22 protein-coding genes and 1 pseudogene are annotated in these 21,427 nt (G+C 60.8%); 15 read left to right on the top strand and 8 right to left on the bottom strand.

The window, feature by feature from the left end; genetic code table 11:
* Positions 1-31: 31 nt before the first annotated feature.
* Positions 32-757 carry a LuxR family transcriptional regulator gene (locus tag N2A41_RS14610; protein ID WP_017961376.1) on the bottom strand — a complete coding sequence of 242 codons (726 nt, stop codon included), beginning with the start codon at positions 755-757 and terminating at the stop codon, positions 32-34.
* Between the two features lie 123 nt (positions 758-880).
* Between N2A41_RS14610 and N2A41_RS14605 the strand changes: the two genes are divergently transcribed.
* Complete coding sequence (locus N2A41_RS14605) at positions 881-1,075, top strand: hypothetical protein (protein ID WP_017965174.1); 195 nt, start codon at positions 881-883, stop codon at positions 1,073-1,075.
* Positions 1,076-1,246: 171 nt separating this feature from the next.
* Here the strand turns inward: N2A41_RS14605 and N2A41_RS14600 are convergent, their stop codons facing one another.
* The 3 genes from N2A41_RS14600 to N2A41_RS14590 form a co-directional block, all read right to left on the bottom strand.
* Complete coding sequence (locus N2A41_RS14600; RefSeq protein ID WP_222386329.1) at positions 1,247-1,462, bottom strand: hypothetical protein; 216 nt, start codon at positions 1,460-1,462, stop codon at positions 1,247-1,249.
* Positions 1,463-1,620: 158 nt separating this feature from the next.
* The gene (locus N2A41_RS14595) at positions 1,621-1,860 is read right to left on the bottom strand and encodes a DUF2934 domain-containing protein (protein ID WP_017965172.1); all 240 of its coding nucleotides are present in this window, start codon (positions 1,858-1,860) and stop codon (positions 1,621-1,623) included.
* 25 nt (positions 1,861-1,885) lie between these two features.
* Positions 1,886-2,092 (bottom strand): hypothetical protein, encoded by a 207-nt coding sequence (locus tag N2A41_RS14590; protein ID WP_017965171.1) that lies wholly within the window; start codon positions 2,090-2,092, stop codon positions 1,886-1,888.
* 359 nt (positions 2,093-2,451) lie between these two features.
* Between N2A41_RS14590 and N2A41_RS14585 the strand changes: the two genes are divergently transcribed.
* Positions 2,452-2,835 carry a hypothetical protein gene (locus N2A41_RS14585; RefSeq protein WP_222386328.1) on the top strand — a complete coding sequence of 128 codons (384 nt, stop codon included), beginning with the start codon at positions 2,452-2,454 and terminating at the stop codon, positions 2,833-2,835.
* A 220-nt stretch (positions 2,836-3,055) separates the two neighbouring features.
* On the top strand, positions 3,056-3,469 hold the full coding sequence (locus N2A41_RS14580) for a DUF4174 domain-containing protein (protein WP_017965169.1): 414 nt from the start codon (positions 3,056-3,058) through the stop codon (positions 3,467-3,469).
* A gap of 62 nt (positions 3,470-3,531) precedes the next feature.
* Here the strand turns inward: N2A41_RS14580 and N2A41_RS14575 are convergent, their stop codons facing one another.
* Positions 3,532-4,242 (bottom strand): GntR family transcriptional regulator, encoded by a 711-nt coding sequence (locus N2A41_RS14575; protein WP_162115916.1) that lies wholly within the window; start codon positions 4,240-4,242, stop codon positions 3,532-3,534.
* Positions 4,243-4,508: 266 nt separating this feature from the next.
* Between N2A41_RS14575 and N2A41_RS14570 the strand changes: the two genes are divergently transcribed.
* The 8 genes from N2A41_RS14570 to N2A41_RS14535 all read left to right on the top strand — a co-directional run bounded on the left by N2A41_RS14570 (position 4,509) and on the right by N2A41_RS14535 (position 11,695).
* Positions 4,509-5,597: an ABC transporter ATP-binding protein gene (locus tag N2A41_RS14570; RefSeq protein WP_170255222.1), complete on the top strand. Its 1,089-nt coding sequence runs from the start codon at positions 4,509-4,511 to the stop codon at positions 5,595-5,597.
* A 53-nt stretch (positions 5,598-5,650) separates the two neighbouring features.
* A complete protein-coding gene (locus N2A41_RS14565; RefSeq protein WP_222386327.1) occupies positions 5,651-6,949 on the top strand; it encodes an ABC transporter substrate-binding protein in 1,299 nt (432 codons plus the stop codon).
* 262 nt (positions 6,950-7,211) lie between these two features.
* A complete protein-coding gene (locus tag N2A41_RS14560) occupies positions 7,212-8,126 on the top strand; it encodes an ABC transporter permease (protein ID WP_017965165.1) in 915 nt (304 codons plus the stop codon).
* A gap of 1 nt (position 8,127) precedes the next feature.
* Positions 8,128-8,949: an ABC transporter permease gene (locus N2A41_RS14555; protein WP_017965164.1), complete on the top strand. Its 822-nt coding sequence runs from the start codon at positions 8,128-8,130 to the stop codon at positions 8,947-8,949.
* Between the two features lies 1 nt (position 8,950).
* A complete protein-coding gene (locus N2A41_RS14550; protein WP_170276380.1) occupies positions 8,951-9,694 on the top strand; it encodes an aspartate/glutamate racemase family protein in 744 nt (247 codons plus the stop codon).
* 4 nt (positions 9,695-9,698) lie between these two features.
* Entirely contained in the window at positions 9,699-10,310 is a 612-nt protein-coding gene (locus N2A41_RS14545; RefSeq protein WP_222386325.1) for a flavin reductase family protein, read from the top strand.
* Positions 10,311-10,440: 130 nt separating this feature from the next.
* On the top strand, positions 10,441-10,938 hold the full coding sequence (locus N2A41_RS14540; protein WP_017965161.1) for a heme-degrading domain-containing protein: 498 nt from the start codon (positions 10,441-10,443) through the stop codon (positions 10,936-10,938).
* A gap of 133 nt (positions 10,939-11,071) precedes the next feature.
* Positions 11,072-11,695, top strand: a complete 624-nt coding sequence (locus N2A41_RS14535) for a DUF2799 domain-containing protein (protein WP_260109087.1) — start codon at positions 11,072-11,074, stop codon at positions 11,693-11,695.
* Between the two features lie 9 nt (positions 11,696-11,704).
* Here the strand turns inward: N2A41_RS14535 and N2A41_RS14530 are convergent, their stop codons facing one another.
* The gene (locus tag N2A41_RS14530; RefSeq protein WP_222386323.1) at positions 11,705-12,964 is read right to left on the bottom strand and encodes an AGE family epimerase/isomerase; all 1,260 of its coding nucleotides are present in this window, start codon (positions 12,962-12,964) and stop codon (positions 11,705-11,707) included.
* Between the two features lie 273 nt (positions 12,965-13,237).
* On the opposite strand from N2A41_RS14530, the gene metH reads away from it, so the two are divergent.
* From metH to N2A41_RS14515, 3 genes and pseudogenes are all read left to right on the top strand, one after another.
* Complete coding sequence (gene metH, locus N2A41_RS14525; RefSeq protein ID WP_222386322.1) at positions 13,238-17,011, top strand: methionine synthase; 3,774 nt, start codon at positions 13,238-13,240, stop codon at positions 17,009-17,011.
* 308 nt (positions 17,012-17,319) lie between these two features.
* Positions 17,320-17,544: pseudogene (locus N2A41_RS14520) on the top strand (type II toxin-antitoxin system Phd/YefM family antitoxin); the annotation flags it as partial.
* Entirely contained in the window at positions 17,489-17,878 is a 390-nt protein-coding gene (locus tag N2A41_RS14515) for a type II toxin-antitoxin system VapC family toxin (RefSeq protein ID WP_260109086.1), read from the top strand. The pseudogene N2A41_RS14520 and the gene N2A41_RS14515, both read left to right, overlap by 56 nt.
* A gap of 3 nt (positions 17,879-17,881) precedes the next feature.
* Here N2A41_RS14515 and N2A41_RS14510 read toward each other — a convergent pair whose 3' ends face one another.
* Positions 17,882-18,646 (bottom strand): GntR family transcriptional regulator, encoded by a 765-nt coding sequence (locus N2A41_RS14510; protein ID WP_260109085.1) that lies wholly within the window; start codon positions 18,644-18,646, stop codon positions 17,882-17,884.
* Positions 18,643-19,527 (bottom strand): N-acetylglucosamine kinase, encoded by an 885-nt coding sequence (locus N2A41_RS14505; protein WP_222386320.1) that lies wholly within the window; start codon positions 19,525-19,527, stop codon positions 18,643-18,645. Before N2A41_RS14505 ends, N2A41_RS14510 begins: the two co-directional genes overlap by 4 nt.
* 527 nt (positions 19,528-20,054) lie before the next feature.
* On the opposite strand from N2A41_RS14505, the gene N2A41_RS14500 reads away from it, so the two are divergent.
* Positions 20,055-21,314 carry an ABC transporter substrate-binding protein gene (locus tag N2A41_RS14500; RefSeq protein ID WP_222386319.1) on the top strand — a complete coding sequence of 420 codons (1,260 nt, stop codon included), beginning with the start codon at positions 20,055-20,057 and terminating at the stop codon, positions 21,312-21,314.
* Positions 21,315-21,427 lie beyond the last annotated feature (113 nt).

The following is a 21,427-nucleotide window of genomic DNA, read 5'->3' as shown; positions in this document are numbered from 1 at the left end:
TCCCTCAGATGGGCCCCCTCAGATGAGGGGATCAGGGATTGATGATGCGTAGCTGCACGGCCCGCGAGGCGGCGGCCGAGATCGTGGCGCAGCCGAGCTTGAAGCGGGCGGTCTTCAGATAATCGCGGGTGGTGTGCTCGGATATGCCAAGGATGACCGAAATATCCTTGTAATCCTTGCCCAGCGCCGTCCAGTGCAGACATTCGATCTCACGCGGCGACAATGCCGGCACCGGATCGTTTTCGCCATGCAGCTCGTAGACGGCCTTGCGGTGGATCAGGTGGGCGATCTCGATCCATTCATTGCGGCAGCGGCGGACGAGCTCGGCCCATTCCTCGGCCGGTATGCGGGCATTCAGCGACAAGAGCGCACGACGTTGCGCTTTGTCGGCGACGGGAATGGAGTAGCCGTTGCCGCCGATGCCGTGCTTCTGGGCGTCGACCAGCATGGCATAGGCCTCGGGCGTCGGCTCGACCTCACTCCAATCGAAGGGCAGCTGGCGTTCGAAGCCCTGTTTGACGATGGGATCGACCTTCACATAGCTGTTTAGGAGGTAGCGGGAGACCCAGGCATCCGGATAGGTGGTGCGTACGAAGGGCGAATCGATCTTGGCCGCGATCGTCTGGGCGAGATGGTAGGTTACGAAATCGAGGCCATATTCCGCCTGGAGAATGCGGATGGCGGCATCCACATTGGCCGCGGCCTTGATCTGTTCGAAAGCGGACTCGAACTTTTCGCTGTAGGTATTCTCAATCATTTCCACTGCCCCAATTCCCTCAATCCTACCGTGAGGACCGTCATAAATACAAGGCATCCCCACATATGCGGGGAATGACAGTTTGGCCCCCATCTGCTAGCGCCTGTCATGAGGAGACCTCATATGGACAGCAAGAGACCATTCGCGATTGCCGAATGCCAACAGGCCGCCAAGGGCCTGAAATCCAGCTGGCAGGACATGGCAGGCTCCGAAGCGCTGATCCGCGCCCTCGTTGCCGAACGCAACGGCGACACGCCGCTGGCGCTGTTCTGGACCGAGGTCCACCGGGCGCTCTGCCAGGAAAGCAACGCTTTCTGACGATCGCCTTCCCGAGGGCCCAGGCTTTTCTCCGCAATTTAGACAGGGCGATGATGCCAGTCGCCAGGAAAATCCCACCGCCATCTACCAAATTGCCGATGAAGACGTCGTCATTCATGTCGTGATTCGATTTCGCGGCGAAAGGAGGGACGTAGCGTTCTGGATCTACGGTTAAGAAATCCGCATTATTTCATCGATTTGTTCCAAAATGGTTGACGGAGCGTTTGCGGCAGGAGCAATGGTGCTTGTGGAAACGGTTACATTCCGCCGCGCCTTTGTAGCGCTGGCAGAATTTCGGATATCATCACCGATGTGTGGAATGGAATGACTGAAAAGCGTGTGAATCTGGTCTTCAAGACACATCTCGATATCGGCTTTGCCGATCATGCCGAGAAAGTCTGCGGCAATATCACGAGCGCTTCATTCCGTAGGCGATCGAGACGGGCAACCCCAATAAGTGGGGAGCGAGTTTCCCGATGTGGTGGCAGGGAGATTTTCAGGCGCGCCTCCGGCTCAGCCTGGGCTGAGCCGGAGACAGGGAAGGCCTAGCCGACCTTTGTCGAAGGATTGACCCAGTCCTGACGCGGCACTTCTGGCCGCTGCGGTTTCGGACGAAACTTCACCAGCACCTCGCGACCATCGACAGAGGCTTGCGTGCGTTCCAGCGCATCGCGTTCGGAAACGGCCTGGCGCCAATGCTCGTCGTCGCGGCCATCGGGCCGGCCCTGTTCTTCCCAGATCGCGTAAGCTCTCTTGCTGATCCATTCGTGGCGTCTGTCGCTCATCGATCCATTCCATTCATCAAAAGCGTTATTCGGCAATTCTGTCCTGCAGGACCGGTGGCCGGCGCTTGGCTGCCATCAGCAGGTCGAGCTCGATCGAGGAGGGCCCGAAACGGGTGAACAGGCTCTCAGCCTGGTCGTTTCGGAGGCCGTATTTGGAGGCGAATTCATCAAGGCTGTAGGGACGGCCGCGCAGGATTCTGCTCCGGCGCTCCGGTTCACGTATTTGCGTCATTGGTGGTAACCCCAGTCGGTTTGGCGGATGCGGGAACAAAACAGATTACAATGCCAAAAGTTCCGTGATTTCCAGCGATCTCTGCCCTTTGTCCCATTCCGGACCGATCTCAGGCGGGAGGCAAAAATATTTGACGAATGGCGCACGCCAAGAAAATTTCCACTAAAACATGCAAGAATATCATGGCGTTATGGAATTTGCTTCCATGCGCTGGGATAAATGGGCTTTACCCCAGCGCGTTACCCTATAGAATCAATCGTGTTATTCGGTTCGCAGGGGCAGCAAAACGTTCCGTTCCCCGCGTTTGGCGCGACCGATACCGGAGGACTTTGGCTTCAATCCATCAAGAGGAGACAGACATGATCAATGCACTGCCGCCACTTCATGACGGCCATGCGCCGTTCGACCTCCAGCAGCTGTTTCGCGAAGCGCTCTATGCCTTCGAGGAATGGGACAGTGAATTGACCGAACCGATCGTGACCTACGAAGGACGGGTCATGCCCATCAGCTTCGTTTTCGAAGCCATGCGCGAATGCACCGACATCGTGCCGATGAACATCGTCGGCGCCGTCACCGAACGGCTGACCAAGCCGTGGGAAGGCGAAGGCCCGCTCGACCAGATGACATTCTCGACGGCGGCGCGTGTCATGGGCGTTTTGGTGCGCAAGCGCCTTCACGTCACCGGGGCTGCGGATATCGTCGCCGTTTCGGCCCACGCGTCGGAAGACCAGGGCCGCGACTGATAGAGTGAGGACCGCGGCCATGGCTGCGATCCTTTTTCGCTTTTTGGCGGAACCTCGCTTATTCCCAGCCGTTTAATTCGGCAGGCATAGCCCGCCACTACAGCGCCCTTTCCGAGAGTCGCAAAGGGCGCTGTAGCACGTGGAATTGCTGCATAATCCATCCCTAGATCGATGCCGATTTAAGAATTATGCAGTGGTGACGGGCGAGGAATGAAGCACCATGCTAAAATCTATTGTTCATGAAATCATCGGTACACCCAGGCGTGAGCCTGAGCTTCCGCAATCGCTCGAGCAGTTTCGCGACAGGAAACGGGTGCTGATCATCTTTGCCGATGCGCAAGATGACCGCGCGCTTATCCAGGACGAATGGCTGCGCAAGGCGCATATGCGCCTGATCGAGGAAGACGTCGAGGTGTTCAGCATCGCCGGCGGCGGCGCGTTTGCGCTGTTTGACGATGACTGGGAACTCGATGCCGACGATATTCGCGAGCGGCTGCAGGGGCCGCCGTCCGGCGAGTTCGGGCTGATCCTGATCGGACGCGACGGAACCGTTAAGCTGCGCTCGAGCGAGCCGATGAGCGCCGAGGATATCTTCGCTGCCTTTGAGATGTTGCCGAAGAAGACGCCTTGGTAGCGTTTCGAAAGCCATTTGAAGCGGGCGCGGTGAAGCATCCGCGTCCCGCGTCTTTTGCATGTTCAGAGTTCGAAGGCTTCCTTGAGGCCCAGGCTCTTGCGTTCGCGCAGGTCGAGATCGGCCTCGATATGGGCGATGTGATGCAGCATCAGCTGGCAGGCGCGGTCGAGTTCGTCGGCTTCGATCGCCGAGATGATGTCACCGTGTTCGGAATGGCCGCAGCTCGATGCGGTCGACTGCCCGTAGAGCGCAATCACCAGAGACGAGCGGGCGACAAGCTCTTCCATGAAGCGCTGCATGATTGAGTTTCCCGATAAGGCCGCCAGCATCAGATGAAAATCGCCCGATGCCTTGATTTCGGCGCGGCGCGCCGTCTGGCCACGCTCGCTCATCAGGCGGCCTTCTTCCAGCAGAAGCTGTCGCAGATGGGTAATGTCATCAGGCGTGATCCGCGCCGCTGCCTCGCGCAAAATGCCGGGTTCGACCAGCCGGCGGGCGGAAAAGATCTGACGAGCCTCTTCCGGCGAGGGATAGGCGACGAAGGCGCCGCGGTTCTTCTCGACGCTGACAAGACCTTCATAGGACAGCGCCTGCAGGGCGGCGCGGGCAAGCGTGCGGCTAACATTGAAGAGATTGCCGACGTCGCCTTCCGAAAGCTTGGTGCCGGGCGAGAGCCTGCGCTCGACGATCGCTTCGCGAATGGCATCGCGGATCTGTTGCGCGCCTGTTTCGGCGGAGTCTTCGGCCTGCTGAGCCTTGGCGGCGGATTTCATGAAATTTATTTCCCGATGGTCGGCAAAGCATAGCCATGTTCGCAGCAAAAGTTAAACAGATTTTGTCCCGGAATTGGTGGTCAGATTGTATACGATATTTTGCACAAATTGCGCACGATAGCCTAAATCATGTGCAGATAGCGCTGCGCCTATAATTTGCTCTCTCAATGGCGCTTTTGATAAAGTCATTGTGTTGCAATAGCTTACCTCAAGACACGGAGTCTGGCACGGCAGATGCATCGTCTTTTCCGAACAGGGGAACGCAGATGTCGAAAGCGGCAGAGATCGATATAGTATCCGTTTCGAAGGCCTACGGCGCGACGACGGCGGTCCATGCGATCAGCCTGAAGATTCCGGCCGGCTCCTATTGCTGCTTCCTCGGTCCGTCGGGCTGCGGCAAGACCTCGACGCTGCGCATGATCGCCGGCCATGAGAGCATCTCGTCGGGCGACATCAGGCTCGGCAATGTCGTCGTCACCGATTTTCCGCCGGCCAGGCGCGGCACGGCGATGATGTTCCAGTCCTACGCGCTCTTCCCGCATCTCGATTTGATCGACAACGTCGCCTTCAGCCTCAAGATGAAGGGCGTCGACAAGCAAGAGCGCCGGGCCAAGGCGCTCGAGATGCTGAAGCTGATGCAGATGGAGGGTTATGCCAACCGGCGTCCGGCCCAGCTTTCCGGCGGCCAGCAGCAGCGCGTGGCGCTGGCGCGCGCGCTGATCACCGATCCGGAAGCGCTGCTGCTCGACGAGCCACTGTCGGCGCTCGATCCGTTCCTGAAGATCCGCATGCGTGCCGAACTCAAGAAACTGCAGAAGACGCTCGGCATCACCTTCGTGCACGTCACCCACAGCCAGGAAGAGGCGATGGCGCTCGCCGACGTCATCGTCATCATGAATGACGGCCGGATCGAGCAAGCGGCGGCACCGCGCGAGGTCTTCGAGCGGCCGGCGACGGCCTTCGTCGCGCGGTTTATGGGCGATCACAACGTGCTGTCCGGCCGGGTGACCTCGAGCGAGAACGGCGTGCTCGTCATGACCGTACCGGAAGGTCAGAGCTTTTCCGTGCGCGGGACGGGCAGGGAGGTCGGCGAGCCGGTCGATATCGGCATCCGCACCGACCGCGTGCGGCTGCAGGTGGCGAGCGAATGGACACTCGGCTTCGATGGCATCGTCTCCAACATCGAATATCGCGGCTCTTCCGTGAAGATCACCGTTCTCGGCGCCGGCAGCGACGACTTCACCGTCATCGCTGACGACGCTGAATATTTCGCCCGGCCGGTTGCCGTCGGCGACACCGTTTCGCTCAGCTGGGCGCCCGAAGATGCCGTGCTTCTCGGCCGACCTTCTGCATAAACCATCACCATCAAGAACCATGAACCTTCCATATCAAGAAAAGGGGAACTGACATGACGACTGAAACGACATCGACCAAGGCGGAGAAGGGTCTTTCCCGCCGCACGCTGCTGAAGACGGGTGCTGCCGCCGTCGGCGCCATCGCCGGCTCCGGCGCGATTACCGGCTTTCCCACCATCTGGGCGAAGACGAACATCACGCTTCGCCAGTTCGGCACCGGCGTTTCCAACATCAATGCCATCGCCGAGAAGTGCAAGGCCGATCTCGGCATCACGCTGGAAATGACGGCAACCGATTCCGACGCCGCCGCCCAGCGTGCCGTCACCCAGCCCGACAGTTACGATATTGCCGACATCGAATACTGGATCGCCAAGAAAGTGTTCCCGACCGGCGTCATGCAGCCGATGGATGTCAAGAAGCTGAAATATTACGACAAGATCGTACCGCTGTTCATCAATGGCAAGCTGAAGGCAGACAGCGTCATTGCCCAGGGCACGGCGCCGCACACGGTCGGCTTCGTCGAGGCGCAGGGTTCCAAGAAGTTCGCCAAGGAGCCGACACAGTGGATGACGATGGTTCCGACCATCTACAATGCCGACACGCTCGGCATCCGCCCCGACCTCACCGGCCGTCCGATCACCAGCTGGGCCGATATTCTCGATCCGGCCTTCAAGGGCAAGACCGCGATCCTCAACATCCCGTCGATCGGCATCATGGATGCGGCGATGATCATGGAAGCCTCGGGCAAGATCAAATATGCCGACAAGGGCAACATGACGAAGGAAGAGATCGACAAGACGATCGAGTTCCTGATCAAGACCAAGGGCGACGGCCAGTTCCGCGCCTTCTGGAAGTCGTTCGACGAAAGCGTCAACCTGATGGCCTCGGGCGAAGTCGTCATCCAGTCGATGTGGTCGCCGGCTGTCGCCGCCGTCCGCTCCAAGGGCATCGCCTGCACTTTCCAGCCGCTCAAGGAAGGTTACCGCGCCTGGGGCGGCGGTCTCGGCCTTGCCTCGCATCTCAAGGGCGCCGAGCTCGATGCCGCCTATGAATACATCAACTGGTACACATCGGGCTGGGTCGGCGGCTACCTCAACCGCCAGGGCTATTACTCCGCCTGCATGGATACCGCCAAGCAATTCATGTCGGCCGACGAATGGGGCTACTGGATCGAAGGCAAGCCGGCGCAGGGCGATATCCTGTCGCCTGAAGGCAAGGTGATGGAGAAGGCCGGCGCCGTTCGCGACGGCGGCTCCTTCGAGGCTCGCATGGGCGCCGTGGCCTGCTGGAACTCCGTCATGGACGAGGACCGCTACATGGTCCGCCGCTGGAACGAGTTCATCGCGGCCTAAGGCAGGTCGAGAGGGCGGAGAGCTACTGTCTTTCGCGATGCTCAAGACGTCGCTTCGCGCCGCCCCTCGTCCGGCCCTTCGGGCCACCTTCTCCTCGCTGGGGAGAAGAGGGAGTCCGTGGCCACGTCGTGAGACAAAATCAAGGTTCGCGGTGGCCTAGGCGCTGCCGCGAATCTCTTCTCCCCAGCGGGGAGAAGGTGCCGGCAGGCGGATGAGGGGGCGGCACGCACCTTCGTTCCAAATCAGAACGGAGAACCGGATCATGGCGACCATCGCAGCGGAAACGGAGGAGGATGGGCAGGGCGCGCGCGGCGGGCGTGGGCTGAGGCTTTCTCCATCGGCGATATCCTATCTCCAGGCGACGCCGCTGTTCGTCATTCTCGGCTTCTTCTTCCTGCTGCCGATCGCCATGATCGCCGTCGTCAGCTTCTGGGACTACGACTTTGCCGGCCTCTATCCCGATTTCCTGACGATGAACTACACCGAGACGCTCGGTTCGTGGGTGACGTGGAAGACCTATCTCAACACGCTGAAATTCACGGCGATCGTCTGGTCGCTGACGCTCGTCATCGGCTTCTGGGTCGCCTATTTCCTGGCCTTCCACATCCGCAAGACCTCGACGCAGATGATCCTCTTCCTCGTCTGCACCGTGCCGTTCATGACGTCGAATATCATCCGCATGATCTCGTGGATCCCGGTGCTCGGGCGCAACGGCCTCGTCAATTCGACGCTGATCGAGATGGGCATCATCCCCAAGCCGATTGAATGGCTGCTCTATTCCGATTTCGCCGTCGTGCTCGCCATGGTGCATCTCTATACGCTGTTCATGGTGACGCCGATCTTCAACACGCTGATGCGCATCGACCGGTCGCTATTCGAGGCGGCGCGCGATGCCGGCGCCTCCGGCTGGCAGGTGTTATGGAATGTCGTCATCCCGCTCGCCAAGCCCGGCATGGCGATCGGCACGATCTTCGTCGTCACGCTCGTCATGGCTGATTTTTCGACGGTGCAGGTGATGTCCGGCGGCCAAAGCGCCTCGGTAGCGCTGATGATGAAAAACCAGATGTCGCTGCTGCAATATCCGGCCGCTGCCGCCAACGCCGTGGTGCTGCTCGCCGTCGTGCTGTTGATGGTCGCGGCCATCCTGCGTGTTGTCGACATCCGCAAGGAGCTTTGAGATGAGCCACGAAAAACGCGGCCTGGAATTCTACCTGCTGGCGCTCTTCTTCGTCATCTTCGTGCTGTTCCTCTACGGCCCGCTTTCGGCGATCCTGATCCTCTCCTTCCAGGGGCCGGATGGCGGCCTGACCTTCCCGATGAACGGCGTTTCCACCCATTGGTTCTTCAACCTATTCGAGAAGCAGGCGGTCGGCGATTTCGGCGCCTCCTTCCGCCGCTCCTTCACCCTCGGGCTGATGGTGATGGCGGTGACGGTCGTCGTCTCGCTGCTCGCCGGCCTTGCCTTCCGGCGCCGTTTCCCCGGTTCGACGGCGCTGTTTTATGCCACGGTCGCAAGCCTCGTCGTGCCGTCGATCATCATCTCGCTCGGCATCGGCGTCGTCTTCCAGGAGGGTGGCCTCAAGCCTGCCTGGTATTCGTCGGCCTTCGGCGCCCATCTGACCTGGACGCTGCCTTTCGGCGTGCTGATCATGTTTGCCGTCTTCAACCGCTTCTCGCCGGCTTATGAAGAGGCGGCGCGTGACCTTGGCGCCAGCTCCTGGCAGACGTTCTGCCATGTCGTGCTGCCTATGATCGCCCCCAGCCTGATCGGCGTCGGCCTGTTCGGCTTCACGCTCTCCTATGACGAATTCGCCCGCACGCTGATGACATCAGGCACCTACAACACGCTGCCGCTCGAAATCTATGGCATGACGACCAACGTCACGACGCCGGTGCTCTATGCGCTCGGCACGGTGACGACGCTGTTTTCCTTCACAATCATTCTCCTTGCGCTCGGCATCATGACGATGCTCAGCCGGCGGCAGGCAAAGATAAACTGACATGCGCATCCTCATCGTCAATCCGAACACCACGGCCTCCATGACCGACAAGGCCGCGACCGCCGCGCGTGCGGTGGCGGCATCCGGTACGGAGATCATCGCCGCCACCTCGCGCATGGGGCCGGTTTCCATCGAGGGACATTACGACGGAGCCTTAGCGATCCCCGGTCTGCTCTCCGAACTCAAGGAGCGACAGGCGGCGGGTTATGACGCGGCCGTTATCGCTTGCTTCGACGATACCGGGCTCGAAGCGGCGCGAACCTTCGCCGATGTGCCGATCCTCGGGCTCTGCGAATCTGCGGTGGTGACGGCGGGCTTTCTGGCGCAGCGCTTCACCGTGGTGACGACGCTGGAGCGGTCGCGGGTGCTGATCGACAATCTGGTGCGCCGCTACGGCATGGGCGACCGCGCCAAGGTGCGCGCCTCCGACATCCCGGTGCTGGAGCTGGAAGATCCGGCCTCGGGTGCGATCGGCAAACTCAGGGCCGAGATCGAGCGGGCGCTTTTGGAAGACGGCGCCGAGGCGATCGTGCTCGGCTGCGCCGGCATGACCGATCTGGCGCGAGAGCTGCAGGAAATCTACGGCGTGCCTGTCGTCGATGGCGTTGCCGCCGCCGTCAAGCAGGCCGAGGCGCTGGTATCGCTCGGACTTTCCACCAGCAAGCGCGGCTCCTATGCCTCGCCGCTGCCGAAACCTTTTGCCGGGGCGATGAGCGGTTTCTCGCCGGTCCTCAAGGTCGGCTGAACCGATGTCCGTCTCTTTCGATTTCAAGCAGCTCACCGAGCGCCAACGCTACAAGCTGATGATCGGCACGATCATCCCGCGGCCTATCGCGCTGGTGACGACGGTCGACGAGAATGGCCGGATCAACGCCGCACCCTTCAGTTTCTTCAACTGCCTTTCGGCCGATCCGCCGATCCTTGCGATCGGGGTCGAGAACAATGCCGACATGTCGTTCAAGGACACCGGCCATAATATCCGCATGACCGAGGTGTTCACGGTCAATATCGTCTCCTTGGCCATCGCCGAGGCGATGCATGTCTGCGGCGCCAAATATCCGCGCGGCGTCGACGAGCTGAAGGAAGCCGGCCTGACGGCGATGCCGGGCGAGAAGGTCGCCTCGCCCTTCATCGCCGAGGCGCCCGCCGCTTTCGAATGCCGGCGGCATGTGACGCTGGAGCTCGGCCGCTCACGGCAGATCGTCATGGGCGAGATCGTCTATGCGCATTACCGCGACGGGGTCGTCGATCCGGAAAGGCTGCATGTCCATCCGGCTGCGGTCGATGCGATTGCGCGGCTCGGCGGCGATACCTGTGCCACCATCCGCGACCGTTTCGAGATGCTGACGCCGAAGCTTTGAGACAGAGCATTTCCGTTTGCGCAGTTTTGCTGGAATTGCTCCAGGGATAGGTCCAAGTTTTTGCTTTACTTTTTTGCTCCTCGCGAGAATGGTCGGCTACGGATCATCGCGGCAGAGGAGCGCTTTACCCATGATAATCGAGGACGATCTCAGCCGGATCGCGGAGCAGGAAAAAGTGCTGAGCTTCGATGCCTTCGACCTGACGACGGCATGGCAGCTCGGCAAACTCCTGCAGGAACTCGCCACCGAGCGCGGCCTCGGCATCGCGATCGACGTGACCCTGCATTCGATGCCGGTCTTCTATGCGGCACTGCCGGGTGTAACGCCTGATAACGTCAACTGGGTCCGGCGCAAGCGCAACATGGTACTGCGTTATTTCCGCAGCAGCTATGCCTGCGGCCTGAAGCTGCAGAAGGATGGCAAGACGGTCGAGGATAACGGGCTTTCCGGCGCCGACTATGCGCCGCATGGCGGCAGTTTCCCGATTAACGTCAAGGGTACCGGCTGCATCGGCGCGGTCACCGTCTCAGGACTGCCGCAGCGTGACGACCACAATCTCGCGGTCGAGGCGCTGGCGCTGATGCTCGCCAAGGATCTGGATACGCTGCGGCTCGCCCCGACGCTTTGATGCGGCCTGTCCCGCCGTAATTTTGACAGAAAAAAGCCATGAAAACTGCAGATTCGCGTCGCCGCTCCGGTGACTCGGGCTTGTCCTGCGGCTAGGATGCGGCATCGCCCTCCTTCATCCTACCCGGGACGCCGTGATCGGTTTGTTTCTTGCGCTTGCCGCCACCATCGGCCTCGGCCTTTTCCTTGTCTCCTGCAATACGCTGTCCAAGGAGGAATGCGTCGCCGCCGACTGGCGGGTGATCGGCGAGAGCGACGGGGCGGCAGGCTACGAGCCGCAACAGCGCTTCGCCGCACATGCGAAATCCTGCGAGCGGATCAAGATCGTGCCCGATCAGACGATCTGGTTTCAGGGATATCAGACGGGGCTGGTGCGCTACTGCACGCCACTCAGCGGGCTTGCGCGCGGCCAGGCGGGCAGCGGCTACGCCAATGTCTGCCCTAAGGAGACCGCGCCCGGTTTCCTGCGCGGCTTCGGCCTCGGCAGCAAGCAGCACGAGCTGCAATCACGCCTTAGCTCGATGCAGAACGATTATAGTTCGAAGGAGACTGATATCGACGATCTTTCCGACAAGCTGCGGGATGCCAAGGATGGCGACCGCACGGAACTTCGCCGGCGGATCGAGGATCTGGAAGACGACATGCACGACATCCGCCGCGATCAGCGCGACGTGCAGGAGGAACTCGACCGTATCAGCAGTGACGTCGGATGGTTCCAGCGGAACCCGAACGCCGAACTGCCGGCGCCGGGTTACTGATCCCCGACCTCAGAGCTTCCCGCCGGCCTCGGCGATGCCCTTTGTCAGGCTGCCCGTTGCCGGGAAAAGCGGAATGAGGCAGGCCTGCAGGGCGTGATAGATATCGCCTTTGCCGGGGAACAGCGAGTGGGCGGGAACGAGATCTTCCGTCAGCTCCTCGTGCCAGCCGCCGTTCTTGTGATCGATGAAGGCGCGCTCGATCACGTTCCAGATCTTGCGGTAGCTCTCCTCATGGAAATCGCTCGGCAGGTGCTCGTTGAGGAAATGTGCGGCAGCCGCACCTTCGCAGGCTGGCCACCAGAGCTTGTTGCGCTTGGCGGGCTTGTCGTCCCAATCGAGCGTATAGAAGAAGCCGCCCTTGTCGTTGTCCCAACCGAGCGCCATGGATTGGGCGAACAGCGCCTTGGCCGCATCCGGCATCCATTCGATCCGTTTGCCGCCGAGCGCCCAGAGCTGCAGGATGAGGCGGGCCCATTCCAGCCAGTGGCCGGGCGTCGTGCCTGCCGGGCGGAACATTTCGTTCGGATGATAGTAAGTCTTGTCGAGGTTCCATTCGGCGTCGAAATGCTCGGCAACGCGCCAGTCCACCGAACCGGCGGCGCGGCGGATGACGAGATCGGCGATGCTTTCGGCCTTGGTCAGGTATTCCCTGTCGCCGGTGGCTTCGAAGGCGGCCATCAGTGCTTCGGTCAGGTGCATGTTGGAGTTCTGGCCGCGATAGGCGCCGCCGTCGAGCGGCTGCCAGTCGGCGGTGAATTCCTCGGCGATGGCGCCGTGCTTCGCTTCCCAGAACTTCGTGTTGAGGATCTTGGTGATATCGGCGAGCATGCCGTCGGCAAGCGGATGGCCGATGGTCTTTGCCGCTGAGGCGGCGAGCAGCACGAAAGCATGGCCATAGCCCTGCTTGTTGGAATCGACGGGACCGTCATTGTTGAGCGACCAGAAATAGCCGCCGTTTTTCCGGTCTCGATGATGGTTCCAGATATAGTCCATGCCGTGGTCGACGACGTCGGAGGCTCCGGGGCGGCCGAGCAGCGCGCCGATCGAGAAGCAATGCACCGCGCGCGCAGCGATATGGATGCCGCGAACCTGGCCCTCGGCGTCGAGAGGCCTACCTTCGTCGTCGAGATCGTAAAAGCCGCCCTTGGGATTGACCGAATTGTGCTGGAAGAAATCGAAGAGACCGTTCGCTTGGGTCAGCAGCCAGCTGCGGTGATGGGCGCGGCTCGCCCAGTTCCCAAGGACGGCGTTGCCGATTGCGGGTGCCATGATACTCCTCCGATTTCGTGCACAAAGCGTTGTAAACGCCTATATAGGGGTCGGACGAGTCTGTCATCCGGCTATCGCATTGGCCCGCAAAGCGGGATCGTTCTTCGGAGGCACGATGCGTCGATTCAAAACTATTACAACGTCCTTTGCGCGTCTGAAAAGACGCGCGGCGCTGTAGGCTTACAAAGCACGAAATTGACAGGCATATATTGACATAAAGATATCTTTATGTGATTTGGACTGTCTGGTCTTACGACGTCAAGGAGCCTTCCCGTGTTTGATAATCTCTTTGGTCCGGAAACGGGCAAACGTGACGGCAGTGAAGTTTTCGCAGCTTTGAGACAAGCCGCGAGCGAGCGCATCCTTGTTCTCGACGGCGCCATGGGCACGCAGATCCAGGGTCTCGGCTATGACGAAGACCAGTTTCGCGGGACGCGCTTCATCGGCTGCGCCTGTCACCAGAAGGGCAATAACGACCTTCTGATCCTGACCCAGCCGGACGCGATCGAAGAGATCCATTACAGATACGCCAAGGCCGGCGCCGATATTCTCGAGACCAACACCTTCTCTTCGACCCGCATCGCGCAGGCCGATTACGAGATGGAAGGTGCCGTCTACGACCTCAACAAGGAAGGTGCCGAGATCGTGCGCCGGGCGGCACAGCGCGCCGAGCGCGAGGATGGCCGCCGCCGTTTCGTTGCCGGCGCCATCGGGCCGACCAACCGCACCGCCTCGATCTCGCCCGATGTCAACAATCCCGGTTTCCGCGCCGTCACCTTCGACGATCTGCGTTCCGCCTATGGCGAGCAGATCGACGGTCTGATCGACGGCGGCGCCGATATCATCCTGATCGAGACGATCTTCGACACGCTGAACGCCAAGGCTGCGATCTTCGCCTGCGAGGAGCGCTTCGAGGCCAAGGGCGTGCGCCTGCCGGTGATGATCTCGGGCACGATCACCGATCTTTCCGGCCGCACGCTGTCCGGCCAGACGCCGTCGGCCTTCTGGAACTCGGTGCGTCACGCCAATCCCTTCACGATCGGCCTCAACTGCGCGCTCGGCGCCAATGCGATGCGCCCGCATTTGCAAGAGCTTTCGGGTGTTGCCGACACCTTCATCTGCGCCTATCCGAATGCCGGCCTGCCAAACGAATTCGGCCAGTATGACGAAACGCCGGAGCTGATGGCGGCGCAGATCGACGGCTTCGCCCGCGAGGGCCTCGTCAACATCGTCGGCGGCTGCTGCGGCTCGACGCCGGAGCATATCAAGGCGATCGCCGAGACCGTTGCGAAATACAAGCCGCGGCCGATTCCGGAGCATCGCCCCTTCATGTCGCTGTCGGGCCTCGAACCTTTCGAACTGACCAAGGACATCCCCTTCGTCAATGTCGGCGAGCGCACCAACGTCACCGGCTCGGCCCGCTTCCGCAAGCTGATCACCAACGGCGATTTCACTGCAGCGCTCGACGTCGCCCGCGATCAGGTCGAGAACGGCGCCCAGGTGATCGACATCAACATGGACGAAGGCCTGATCGATTCCGAAAAGGCGATGGTCGAGTTCCTCAACCTGATCGCCGCCGAGCCTGACATCGCCCGTGTGCCAGTCATGATCGACTCGTCGAAATTCTCGATCATCGAATCCGGCCTGAAGCGCGTCCAGGGCAAGCCGATCGTCAATTCGATCTCGCTGAAGGAAGGCGAGGAGAATTTCCTCACCCAGGCGCGGCTGCTGCACAATTACGGCGCTGCCGTTGTCGTCATGGCCTTCGATGAGACGGGGCAGGCGGACAGCTACCAGCGCAAGGTGGATATCTGCACGCGCGCCTACAAGCTGCTGACCGAAAAGATCGGCTACCCGCCCGAGGACATCATCTTCGACCCGAACATCTTCGCTGTCGCCACCGGCATCGAAGAGCATAATAATTACGGCGTCGACTTCATCGAGGCGACGCGGACGATCCGCGAGCGCATGCCGCTGGTGCATATTTCGGGCGGTGTCTCCAACCTTTCCTTCTCGTTCCGCGGCAACGAGCCGGTGCGCGAGGCGATGCACGCCGTGTTCCTCTACCACGCCATCCAGGCGGGTATGGACATGGGCATCGTCAATGCCGGCCAGCTTGCCGTCTACGACAACATCGATCCCGAGCTGCGCGAGGCCTGCGAGGACGTGGTGCTGAACCGCCGTCCCGACGGCACCGAGCGGCTGCTCGAAGTGGCGGAGAAATTCCGTGGCGGCGCGGCACGCGAAGGCCGCATCCAGGATCTTTCCTGGCGCGAATGGAGCGTCGAGAAGCGTCTCGAGCATGCGCTGGTCAACGGCATCACCGAATATATCGAGGCCGATACCGAGGAGGCGCGCCAGCAGGCCGCGCGGCCGCTGCACGTCATCGAAGGGCCGCTGATGGCCGGCATGAACGTCGTCGGTGACCTGTTCGGCTCGGGCAAGATGTTCCTGCCGCAGGTGGTCAAGTCGGCGCGCGTGATGAAGCAGGCGGTGGCCGTGCTGCTGCCTTACATGGAAGAGGAAAAGCGTCTCAATGGCGGCGAGGAACGCCGGTCGGCCGGCAAGATCCTGATGGCGACGGTCAAGGGCGACGTGCACGATATCGGCAAGAACATCGTCGGCGTCGTGCTTGCCTGCAACAACTACGAGATCGTCGATCTCGGCGTTATGGTGCCGGCGACGAAGATCCTCGAAACGGCCATTGCAGAGAAGGTCGATGTCATCGGCCTCTCCGGCTTGATCACGCCGTCACTCGACGAAATGGTGCATGTCGCCGCCGAGATGGAACGCCAGGGCTTTGAAATCCCGCTTTTGATCGGCGGGGCGACGACCAGCCGCGTTCATACGGCCGTGAAGATACATCCCGGCTACAACAAGGGGCAGACGGTCTACGTCACCGATGCGAGCCGCGCCGTCGGCGTCGTCTCCGCACTGCTGTCGCCGGAAACGCGCCAGAGCTATGTCGACGATATCCGCACTGAATATGCCAAGGTGGCGGCCGCCCATGCGCGCAGCGAGGCCGAGAAGGTGCGCCTGCCGTTGCCACGGGCTCGTGAGAATGCCCACAAGATCGACTGGTCTGCCTACCAGCCGGTGAAGCCGCAGTTCTTCGGCACGCGGGTGTTCGAGGATTACGATCTGGCCGAGCTTGCCAAATACATCGACTGGACGCCGTTCTTCCAGACCTGGGAGCTGCGCGGCCGCTACCCCGCCATTCTCGACGACGAGAAGCAGGGTGAGGCAGCGCGCGCGCTCTGGGTCGATGCGCAGGCCATGCTCAAGAAGATCATCGACGAGAAGTGGTTCCGCCCGCGCGCCGTTATCGGCTTCTGGCCGGCCGGCGCCGTTGGCGACGATATCCGACTGTTTACGGACGAGAGCCGCAAACACGAGCTTGAGACCTTCTATACGCTGCGCCAGCAGCTTTCGAAGCGGGACGGGCGGCCGAACGTGGCGCTCTCCGACTTCGTGGCACCTGTCACAAGCGGTGTTCAGGATTATGTCGGCGGCTTCGTGGTGACGGCGGGGATCGAGGAAATCGCCATCGCCGAGCGTTTCGAGCGGGCGAACGACGATTATTCGTCGATCCTCGTCAAGGCGCTGGCCGACCGCTTCGCCGAAGCTTTTGCCGAGCGCATGCACGAGCAGGTGCGACGCGAATACTGGGGCTATGCCAAGGACGAGACGCTCAGCAAGGAGGATCTCATCACCGAAGCCTATGCCGGCATTCGCCCGGCGCCCGGTTATCCTGCTCAGCCCGACCACACCGAAAAGGCAACGCTGTTCAAACTGCTAGACGCCGAAAAAGCAGCCGGCGTGAAGCTGACGGAAAGCTATGCGATGTGGCCCGGCTCCTCGGTCTCCGGCCTCTATATCGGCCATCCCGACTCTTATTATTTCGGCGTCGCCAAGGTGGAGCGCGATCAGGTGGAAGACTATGCGGCCCGCAAGGGCATGCAGATTTCGGAAGTCGAGCGCTGGCTCGGACCGGTGCTGAACTATGTGCCGCGAAAGGCGGACGAGCAGATCGAGGACGCGGCCTGATTGCCGAGTCTTCGCGGTCGCTTAGAGCATGATGCCGAAAAGTGTGAGCGGTTTTCGGACGACATCATGCTCTAACTATATAATGTAGAACAGGATTCAGATTTTAGGCCGACCCGGCCTAAAATCATCCTATTCTATGGCGGCGTCCTCAGAGATTGGTTCAATAAATGAAAAGCCGGAAGGGGGTCGCCTTCCGGCTTTTATGATTTTGATGCAGCTGATAATTACCCGCATTCAGGCTATTTGAATTTGATAGCGCAATTGACGATGCGGTGGCATGCTTAGCCAAGTTAGCTAATGAGGCGACGATGCAAGTTACCATCCATGCTGCAAAGACCAATCTGTCGAAATTGATCGACGCTGCCCTTTCCGGTAAGGAAGTGGTGATCGCCAAGGGACGCAAGCCTGTCGTGAAGATCATTCCGATTGTGCAGTCTTCCTTCAAGATCGGGCTGCTCAAGGGACAAGTTGTTGGAAATGGCCCCGACTTTTTTGAGCGCATGGATCAGGACGAGCTTGCGCCTTGGGAAGGCCAAGGCAATTGCTCTGATCGAAAAAGCGGAGACGATTTTCGTCAGCCCAATATCGCTATTTGAAATCGGGCAGAAGGTTCATCTCGGCAAATGGCCGGAGATGGAGCCTTTCATTGGCCGGTTGCCGGAACTGCGGCATGAACAGGGTGGCATTGCCGCGGCATTGACACCGGAAATCTGTCTGACCGCAGCCATGATGGGCTGGACACATCGCGATCCGTTCGACCGGTTTCTTGCCGCGACCGCCATGCAGAATGGGATACCGCTTATCTCCGCCGATGCGATCTTCGATGATCTTGTCGGAAATCAGCTCTGGATCGCCCGCTTCTGGTAGGGCTTACGTCACTGCTATCGTCAGTTCCGCGACAAAATCATAGGCATCGCCGCGATAGAGCGAGCGGGTGAATTCGACGGCGCGGCCAGAGCCCAGGTAGGAGATACGCTCGATCGACAGGCCGGCCGCGCCGACGGAGACGCCGAGAAGCTGGGCGTCGGCCTCCTTCATATTGGTTGCCGAGATACGCTGCACGGCGCGCACCGGGCGGACCTGGAGGCGTTCGAGCTCGGCATAGAGCGAATTGGTGACGGCTGCGGGATCGGGAAGGAACTCGCCGGAGACGCTGGCATTCTCGATCGCCAGCGGCTGGTCGTCGGCGATGCGCAGACGGGAGAGACGCGAAACCTTGACGTCGGTACCGAGGCCAAGGATCATCATCTCGTCGGGCGAGGGGGTGTGGATGCCCTTATGCAGCCATTCGGAGCGCGAGGACATGCCGCGGCGCGCCATATCCTCGGTAAAGGAGGTAAGCTGCGACAGGCGCTGCTCGACCTTGGAGACCGGCTTGGCGACGAAGGTGCCCGAACCGTGACGGCGCACCAAGAGGCCGTCGGCGACGAGTTCGTCTATCGCCTTGCGCACAGTGACGCGACTGACGGCGGCGAATTCGGCGATGTCGCGTTCCGGCGGCAGCGCATCGCCGTGACCAAGCGTGCCGGTGCGCACGGCTGCTTCGAGCGTGCGGCGCAGCTTGACGTAGAGCGGCCCCTTGCCGGCTGCCTGCAGGCGCTCCAGAGAAAGGAGGGTGGCGAGGTCATCGGTCATGCCGCACCCCTCTGGCCGTCGTTCATGAGCTTGACCGCAAGCTCCACTGCGCCCTGCAGGGCATCGCCCTTCGGTCTGGCAAGCAAAGGCTTGTAACGTTCAGAAAGCCACGGCTCATAAGCTTCGGCAAGACCGCCGAGCAGGCAGATCGACGGGCATTCGGGCCAGAGCAGTGCTTCGAGACTTTCGCCGATCGCCGTTGCCGCCTCCGTGACGATGGCGACTGCCACGGCATCGCCCTTAGCCGCATGTTCGAAGACGGTGGGGGCGTAACGGGCAAAATCCTTCGGTCTTGCCGAATGGGCGAATTCGGCGATGCGCTCGGGATCGTTGCCGTATTCGGCCAAAGTCGCGTCGGTGATCGGCGATGCCGGGCGCACCCCGTCATGGGCGAGCAGCGATCGTTCCAGGAGATCGCGGCCCAGACGGGCACCGCTTGCCTGGTCGCCGACAACGAAACCCCAGCCGCCGATGCCGTTCAGCCGGCCGTCCCTACGGGCATTATAAACCGAGCCGGTGCCGAAGGCGCCGACGATGCCGTCGGCATCGCCGAGCGCGCCCTGCAGGGCGATCAGCGCATCGGTGACAACGCGGCCTTCGGCAAACGGCAGGGCCTTTTCGATTCGCCTGCCGTAATCGCCGACATTGGCGCCGGCGACGCCGACGACGGCTGCGACGGCGGAAAGGGTTTCATCGGCAAGCCCGGCATCGCCGAGCGCCTGCCGGGCGGATTCGACGATATTGAGAAGGGAGTTTTCCAAATCCGACAGGATGTTGGCAGGGCCGGATCTGCCGCGGCCGATGACATTGCCGTTCCTGTCCGCGACTGCGGCCCGGCAGCTCGTTCCGCCGCCGTCTATGCCGATTGCAAGCTCCGTCATCGGGCCTCCGAATATGCCGTTCCCCACGGTCTTCAATACAATACCAAAAAAATACCATTTACCAAGTGGGAATGATGGGAGAAAATTCATCTTTTTATCGTGTTGATTTTGCTTCATAAAATTTTTAGATCGATTTTATCTGGCCAAAAGGTTAAATTCGGCTGGACAATTGGTATTTTTTTGGCCTTAATTCGGTAACAAGGGAACAGCACTTCGAGGCCCACGAAAATCGGCAGTTAAGCCGAGCCGGAACCGCTTCGAGGATGGATCAAGAGAACGACCTGCCGGCCCGTCAAGCTGGTGGCGAAGCTCAGGCATCCATTGGCTTTCCCCATCATTTCGCCGCTCCCGGTGTAGCCGGGAAGGCGCGCAGTTCGGCCGCAGGCGTCCGCCTTCGTGTCCGTCGAGCTTTCGGGACCGGCATTGCTGACGGTCCTCCAAGGGGCGTTGGGTGTTGCCTCAGACACACCAATTGCTTGTTCCAGATCGAAAACAGCGCCTAGCGGCGCTTAAAACAGGAGAGGGAAATGAAAAACACTGCTCTGAAAAGCCTGCTGCTTGCCTCCAGTCTGCTGACTTCAGTGGGTCTCGTCCACGCCGCCGACGTCACGCTGACGGTCGAAAGCTGGCGTAACGACGACCTGCAGATCTGGCAGGAGAAGATAATCCCGGCCTTCGAAGCGAAGAACCCGGGCATCAAGGTCGTCTTCTCGCCGACCGCGCCGACCGAATACAACGCCTCGCTGAACGCCAAGCTCGATGCCGGCTCCGCAGGCGATATCGTCACCTGCCGTCCGTTCGATGCCTCGCTCGAACTCTTCAACAAGAAGCAGCTCGTTGACATCACCAGCCTGCCTGGCATGGAGAACTTCTCGCCGGTCGCCAAGGCCGCTTGGAGCACCGACGACGGCAAGTCGACCTTCTGCGTGCCGATGGCTTCGGTCATCCACGGCTTCATCTACAACAAGGATGCCTTCGACAAGCTCGGCATCTCGGTGCCGAAGACCCAGGACGAATTCTACGCAGCGCTTGACAAGATCAAGGCCGACGGCACCTACATCCCGCTCGCCATGGGTACGAAGGATCTCTGGGAAGCCGCCACCATGGGCTACCAGAACATCGGCCCCAACTACTGGAAGGGCGAGGAGGGGCGCAAGGCTCTGATCGAAGGAAAGCAGAAGCTGACGGATCCCGAATGGGTCAAGCCCTTTGAAGAGCTTGCCAAGTGGAAGCCCTATCTCGGCGACGGCTTCGAAGCCCAGACCTACTCCGATAGCCAGAACCTGTTCACGCTCGGCCGGGCCGCGATCTATCCGGCTGGTTCATGGGAAATCGCGCTGTTCAACAGCCAGGCTCAGTTCAAGATGGGTGCTTTCCCGCCACCGGTTCCGAAGGCAGGTGACACGGGCTACATCTCCGACCACCCGGATATCGGTGTCGCCCTGAATGCCAAGAGCACCCATGCCGAAGAAGCCAAGAAGTTCCTCAGCTGGGTCGCTTCGCCGGAGTTTGCCGATATCTACGCCAACTCGCTGCCGGGCTTCTTCAGCCTGAACTCCACCGCGGTCAAGATGTCCGATCCGCTCGCTCAGGAATTCGTTTCCTGGCGCGGCCCGTACAAGTCGACGGTGCGCTCGACCTACCAGATCTTGTCACGCGGCACCCCGAACCTTGAAAATGAGACCTGGGTCGAATCGGCCAACGTGATCAACGGCACGGATACGCCTGCGGTTGCTGCCGAAAAGCTCCAGAAGGGCCTCGACAGCTGGTACAAGCCGGCCAAGTGATGTGATCAGGGGCGGCGTTTGCAGCCCCTCATCCGGCCTGCCGGCCACCTTCTCCCCGCTGGCGGGGAGAAGGAGACCTCGCAGCGACCTCCCAGCCCGATATCGTTTCTCAG

The sequence above is a fragment of the Rhizobium sp. SRDI969 genome, assembly GCF_025152725.1.
GTDB lineage: Bacteria > Pseudomonadota > Alphaproteobacteria > Rhizobiales > Rhizobiaceae > Rhizobium > Rhizobium leguminosarum_I.
The sequence above is the reverse complement of the archived record's forward strand: the minus strand, read 5'-3'. Positions and strand labels throughout refer to the sequence as shown.

What these genes read in the sequence shown, in the direction of transcription:
- N2A41_RS14515 (WP_260109086.1), top strand. Translation starts at nt 17,489, where the DNA reads ATGGCCCCGACTTTTTTGAGCGCATGGATCAGGACGAGCTTGCGCCTT.
- N2A41_RS14505 (WP_222386320.1), bottom strand. Translation starts at nt 19,527, where the DNA reads ATGACGGAGCTTGCAATCGGCATAGACGGCGGCGGAACGAGCTGCCGG.
- N2A41_RS14500 (WP_222386319.1), top strand. Translation starts at nt 20,055, where the DNA reads ATGAAAAACACTGCTCTGAAAAGCCTGCTGCTTGCCTCCAGTCTGCTG.
- N2A41_RS14590 (WP_017965171.1), bottom strand. Translation starts at nt 2,092, where the DNA reads ATGACGCAAATACGTGAACCGGAGCGCCGGAGCAGAATCCTGCGCGGC.
- N2A41_RS14595 (WP_017965172.1), bottom strand. Translation starts at nt 1,860, where the DNA reads ATGAGCGACAGACGCCACGAATGGATCAGCAAGAGAGCTTACGCGATC.
- N2A41_RS14570 (WP_170255222.1), top strand. Translation starts at nt 4,509, where the DNA reads ATGTCGAAAGCGGCAGAGATCGATATAGTATCCGTTTCGAAGGCCTAC.
- N2A41_RS14575 (WP_162115916.1), bottom strand. Translation starts at nt 4,242, where the DNA reads ATGAAATCCGCCGCCAAGGCTCAGCAGGCCGAAGACTCCGCCGAAACA.
- N2A41_RS14555 (WP_017965164.1), top strand. Translation starts at nt 8,128, where the DNA reads ATGAGCCACGAAAAACGCGGCCTGGAATTCTACCTGCTGGCGCTCTTC.
- N2A41_RS14580 (WP_017965169.1), top strand. Translation starts at nt 3,056, where the DNA reads ATGCTAAAATCTATTGTTCATGAAATCATCGGTACACCCAGGCGTGAG.
- N2A41_RS14600 (WP_222386329.1), bottom strand. Translation starts at nt 1,462, where the DNA reads ATGATCGGCAAAGCCGATATCGAGATGTGTCTTGAAGACCAGATTCAC.
- N2A41_RS14565 (WP_222386327.1), top strand. Translation starts at nt 5,651, where the DNA reads ATGACGACTGAAACGACATCGACCAAGGCGGAGAAGGGTCTTTCCCGC.
- N2A41_RS14510 (WP_260109085.1), bottom strand. Translation starts at nt 18,646, where the DNA reads ATGACCGATGACCTCGCCACCCTCCTTTCTCTGGAGCGCCTGCAGGCA.
- N2A41_RS14610 (WP_017961376.1), bottom strand. Translation starts at nt 757, where the DNA reads ATGATTGAGAATACCTACAGCGAAAAGTTCGAGTCCGCTTTCGAACAG.
- N2A41_RS14605 (WP_017965174.1), top strand. Translation starts at nt 881, where the DNA reads ATGGACAGCAAGAGACCATTCGCGATTGCCGAATGCCAACAGGCCGCC.
- N2A41_RS14585 (WP_222386328.1), top strand. Translation starts at nt 2,452, where the DNA reads ATGATCAATGCACTGCCGCCACTTCATGACGGCCATGCGCCGTTCGAC.
- N2A41_RS14530 (WP_222386323.1), bottom strand. Translation starts at nt 12,964, where the DNA reads ATGGCACCCGCAATCGGCAACGCCGTCCTTGGGAACTGGGCGAGCCGC.
- N2A41_RS14545 (WP_222386325.1), top strand. Translation starts at nt 9,699, where the DNA reads ATGTCCGTCTCTTTCGATTTCAAGCAGCTCACCGAGCGCCAACGCTAC.
- N2A41_RS14560 (WP_017965165.1), top strand. Translation starts at nt 7,212, where the DNA reads ATGGCGACCATCGCAGCGGAAACGGAGGAGGATGGGCAGGGCGCGCGC.
- N2A41_RS14550 (WP_170276380.1), top strand. Translation starts at nt 8,951, where the DNA reads ATGCGCATCCTCATCGTCAATCCGAACACCACGGCCTCCATGACCGAC.
- N2A41_RS14540 (WP_017965161.1), top strand. Translation starts at nt 10,441, where the DNA reads ATGATAATCGAGGACGATCTCAGCCGGATCGCGGAGCAGGAAAAAGTG.